At 61.8% G+C, this 4676-nt stretch carries 4 protein-coding genes; all 4 read left to right on the top strand.

Annotation, left to right across the window (positions count from 1 at the left end):
* Positions 1-2159: TonB-dependent receptor (locus tag ACY69P_RS14335; RefSeq protein WP_462327960.1), on the top strand; the 2159-nt coding region annotated here is incomplete at its 5' end.
* Positions 2160-2339: 180 nt separating this feature from the next.
* A complete protein-coding gene (locus ACY69P_RS14330) occupies positions 2340-3170 on the top strand; it encodes an outer membrane lipoprotein-sorting protein (protein ID WP_462327959.1) in 831 nt (276 codons plus the stop codon).
* Positions 3171-3172: 2 nt separating this feature from the next.
* Positions 3173-4402, top strand: a complete 1230-nt coding sequence (locus tag ACY69P_RS14325; protein WP_462327958.1) for an ABC transporter permease — start codon at positions 3173-3175, stop codon at positions 4400-4402.
* Positions 4403-4413: 11 nt separating this feature from the next.
* Positions 4414-4676 (top strand): hypothetical protein (locus ACY69P_RS14320; protein WP_462327957.1); only part of this gene is annotated, 263 nt, incomplete at its 3' end.

The raw sequence follows: 4676 nt of genomic DNA, 5'->3' as shown, positions 1-4676 counted from the left end.
CCCCGCCCCGGCGCGGCAAGGGGGGAGCTTTCATGGTTGTGCCTGTTTCATGCAGAGCCGCACTTGTTGCGGCGGCTCTGGTGGTGTTGTGCGCCCTTCCGGCGCTGGCTGAGGACACGGAGCAAAAGGACGAGGTGCTGGACATTGGCACCGTTCACGTCATGGAGCGCGGCGCGCGCCCGGTGACGCTGGAGCCGCGCCGCGAAACCATCGACATTGAAGAGTACGATTTGCCGGGGACGCCCGCCAGTGTGGTGGATGTGCTGCGGACGATGCCTCTGGTGGACTTCCGGCAGGAGTCGGACATGGTTCCCGAGGACGACAGCGTCTACCTGCGCGGCTTTGATTCCACGCGTTTTTCCACGGCCATGAACGGCCTGACCATCCGCCAGAGCGGCGGGCGCAAGTCCAGCAATATCGTGGACTATGGGGCGCTTATCCCGCTGTGGATGATTGGCGATATTGAAATCCTGCCCGGTCCGCACTCTGCGCTGTATCCGGCCAAGAGCTTTGGCGGCGTGCTGAACATCCGCCCCCGCGTGCCCTCGCGCGAAGAGCTGGAAGACGCACAGGTGAACTTCAGCGCGTCCTATGGCTCGTTTAACACCGCCAGTACGCATCTGGACGGCCACGGCGGTGTGGACAGCGTGTTCTACGACCTTGGCGTGCAGCGCTACAGCACGGACGGCTACCTGCGCCATACCGACGCGGAAATTGATACGTTCTACGGCCGCGGCGGCTACCTGTTTGAGGATGATGGCTTCCTGACCCTCAGCTACCTGTATGTGGACGCGGAGCGGAACCTTGCCGTGGCCAATGATCCGACGCAGGCAGATTTCGATGATGATTATCCTCATGTTGAGTATCATAAAGGGATGATGGAGGACTGGCAGCATCCCGCGTCCGACAAGATCGCACAGTCCGTGGACCTGTACTTTGTGAAGCCTACGGGCATGGGCGAGGTGTCCGTGGCCGCCTCGCACCGCACCGAGAACCGGGACCGGAAGTATGATGAGAAGGACAATGGCACTGTGCGAGATGGTTCCTGGAATACCAAGTGGGAACAGCGCGCTGTAAAGCTTATGGATGTGCTGGAAATCAACGGCGAGAACACCCTGACCGTTGGCGTAGAAGGGAGCCAATTGCTGGATGGCTATGGCCGCACGAACTGGGACTCCGCCTACGCCAGTCATGAACGTGTGCGCACGCTGGCGGGCTTTGCCGAGCATAACTGGGATATCACCCCGCGCCTGCACCTGAGTCTTGGCGCGCGGTATGAGTCTGTGGAGACGTGGACGGACAACCTCGATAAGAACGGTAACAATTATATTGCGGGTAAGGACGACTGGATCAACCGCACCTTTGACGGCTTCACCCCCAAGTCCTTCCTGACGTGGGAACTGGACGATGTGGACGCCTCCCTGCGTGATACCAGTGTGTCTGTGGGCGTCAGCCGCATTTGGCGGGCACCGGACTACCATGGCGACATGAACCCACAGGGGAGGCCTGCGGGGGCATGGCTCGATCCCGAACATGGCATGGGCTACGACCTAGTGCTCCAGCGCCGCCTGACCGGTGACATCACCATGAAAGTCGATTTCTCGTATTACAAAATCTACGACTATATGGCGATGAACAGAGGGGGCAGCACAGACACTGCGCCTTGGACGGATTATAAAATTAACCTTGATGAGATTGAGCAAAAGGGCGTGGAGGTGGTCCTTGGTGGGCATCTGACGGACGAGTTGTCCTTCACGCTGGGGTATGCCTATATCGACATGGATTCCCTTGGCGGCGAACCCGCAGGAAAGCAAGCCGTGGACCAGCGCGCCAAGCACCGCGTCAACGCGGGCCTCTCCTACGCGCTGACGCCTCAGACGACGCTCCTCGCCAACTACCAGTTTAAGGACAAGCAAGAGACGGAAATCGTGATTTATGATGCAGGAAAGGAATTTGTTAATTCCCGAACTGAACATCTCGACGCCTTCCACCTCTTCGATTTTGCCGTGGAGCATACACTGTTTGACGAGTGGAAGGGGCTGTCCGATGGCACGCTGAAGGTCTACGTCAACAACGCCTTTGATGAGCGGTACCAGAACGTTGACGGTTACCCAGGAACCGAACGCAACTTCGGCGTGAGCTTCTCCGTGAGCATGTAGCGCCGTGCGCCGTATGCGGTGCAGCGCGGCTGGGCCGACGTGCGTTGGTGCGTCGTGCTGCTTGCGTCGCCATGGCTGTGTGTGGCGCTCCGAGCGCCGCGCGCATCCCTTGTGGACATTTCTCCCGCACTTTCATACCGTTAAATAACCATGAAACTCTCTCTTCTTTCTGTAAGCGGTATGGATGATGAGGACGGTGGGGACCGGGCCGCACTCCGGCGCGTGTCCCGCGCCTTTTGGCGGTGCGCGCTGCTTGCCTGTGCGGTGGTGCTGGCGGCGCTGTGCTTTGCTCCGCAGCGCGCGGGCGGGCAGGACGGCCCAACGGCTGAGGAGGTGGTCTCCGGCGCTATGGATTACTGGCGCGGGGAGTCGTCCATCTCCACGGTGGAGATGACCATCAGCCGTCCGGACTGGGAGCGCCGCATGACCCTGCGTGCGTGGACCCTTGGGCGCGATGACAGCGTGTTTAAAGTGCTGGCCCCAGCCAAGGACCGGAACAACGGCACCCTGAAAAAGCAGCAGGAGATGTGGACCTACAACCCTAAAATCAACCGCACCATTAAGATTCCCCCCTCTATGATGGCGCAGTCGTGGATGGGGTCCGACTTCTCCAACAACGACCTCGCCAAGGCCAACAGTCTGCTGGCCGACTACACCCACACGCGCACAGGCACCTCGCAGCACGAGGGGCTGACCGTGTACCATGTGCAGTGCCTGCCAAAGCCCGCCGCGCCAGTGGTCTGGGGCAAGCAGACCCTGCGCATCCGTGAGGACTATATCCTGCTGGAGCAGGTATTCTACGACGAGGACATGCTCCCCGTGAAGCGCATGACGGCGTCGGACATCGCCATGATGGGCGGGCGGCTGTTTCCGCGGCTGTGGGTGATGGAAAAGGTGGAGGAGCCGGGGCATGTGACGCGCCTTGAGTATACGGACCTCGCCTTTGGCGTGGAGATTCCGGAGCGCTATTTTACCATCCGCTGGCTCTCCACCCCTGTGAGGGAGCGGTGAGCATGGATGTCGCCATGGCGTGGCGCAATGTGTGGCGCAATCCGCGCCGCTCCGCGCTGACCATTTTGGCCGTGGCCTTTGCGGCGGGGCTCTTGGTCTTTTCCGTGTCGTGGCAGCTTGGCACCTATGAGACGATGATTGACTCTGCCGTGCACATCCACACCGGGCACATCCAGATATTGGGCGAGGGCTACGCCAAGGAGCGGCGCATCCGCACCGTGGTGGCGGATCCCGCCGCCGTGACGGATGTGGTGCGGGGCGAGGCGGGCGTTGAAGCCGTGGCGCGGCGCGCTAATGGCTTCGCCCTTGTGTCGTCGGATGAGCGCACCTCCGGCGCCCTGATTGTGGGGATTGAACCCGAGGCCGAGGCGCGCATCTCCACACTGGCGCAAACCGTGCGTAGCGGCGCGTATCTGGACTCCGGCGACGCCAATATGGCCCTAGTGGGGGGCATCCTTGCCACAAATCTCGGCATTGGTCCGGGAGATGAGCTGGTGCTCCTTGGGCAGGGGCGCGACGGGTCCATCGCGGCAACGGCGCTGACGGTCAAGGGCGTGTTCAGCACCGGGCAGGACGCCTTTGACCGCAACACCGTGCACATGCGCCTTGCGGATTTTCAAGAGGTCTTTGCCATGCGCGGGGCCGTGCATGAGGTGGTGCTGTGGGCGCAGTCCTTAGCCGCTGTACCGCCCCTTCGCGCCCGCATCGTGGCGGACCTTGAGGAGCAGGGGGTAACGGGCCTGAGCGTGATGACGTGGGACGAACTCATGCCCGGCCTGCTGCAGAGCATCCAGATGGACCTGACGAGTTCCAGCATTTTTTATCTCATTCTCATTGTGGTGGTGGCCTTTTCCATCCTGAATACCTTCGTGATGGCCGTGTTTGAGCGCACGCGGGAGTTTGGGGTGCTGATGGCCGTGGGCGCGTCGCCGTGGCGCATTGTGCGGGTGCTGCTGTATGAGTCCGCCGCGCTGTGTGTGGTGGGCATCATCCTTGGCGCCATCGGGGGCAGCGCGGTAACGCTGTACTTTCAGACCCACGGCATCTCCCTTGGCGAGGCCGGGGCCATGCTGCGGCAGTATGGCATTCCGGAGCGGATGTATCCGCAGTTGTCGCTGGTTTCCGTCATCATCGGGCCGAGCATGGTGTTTGGCATCACCATGCTCTCTGCGCTGTTTCCGGCGCTTCGCGCGCGGCGGCTGCGGCCTGTGGACGCCATGCAGGGCGGGTAGGAGGCGGCGCTATGCATATGCTTTTGGCGTGGCGTAATATCTGGCGCAATCCACGGCGGACGTGGGTTATTTTGTCCGCCGTCATCATTGGCGTGTGGTCCATGATTTTTTTTGGCGCGCTGTCGCGGGGCTTTGCCGAGGCCATGCTGGGCAACGCCATCAGCACGCTGGTGGGGCACCTGCGCGTGCACGCTGCGGGCTACCACGAGGACCCGGTCATCGACCACCGCATAGCGGGCGGCCCGGCCTTGCTGGAGCAGTTGCGCGCGGCGCT

The sequence above is a fragment of the Desulfobaculum sp. genome (assembly GCF_054921475.1).
Note: the sequence above shows the minus strand (reverse complement) of the source record. Positions and strands in the feature narration are given on the sequence as shown.

What these genes read in the sequence shown, in the direction of transcription:
- ACY69P_RS14325 (WP_462327958.1), top strand. Translation starts at nt 3,173, where the DNA reads ATGGATGTCGCCATGGCGTGGCGCAATGTGTGGCGCAATCCGCGCCGC.
- ACY69P_RS14330 (WP_462327959.1), top strand. Translation starts at nt 2,340, where the DNA reads ATGGATGATGAGGACGGTGGGGACCGGGCCGCACTCCGGCGCGTGTCC.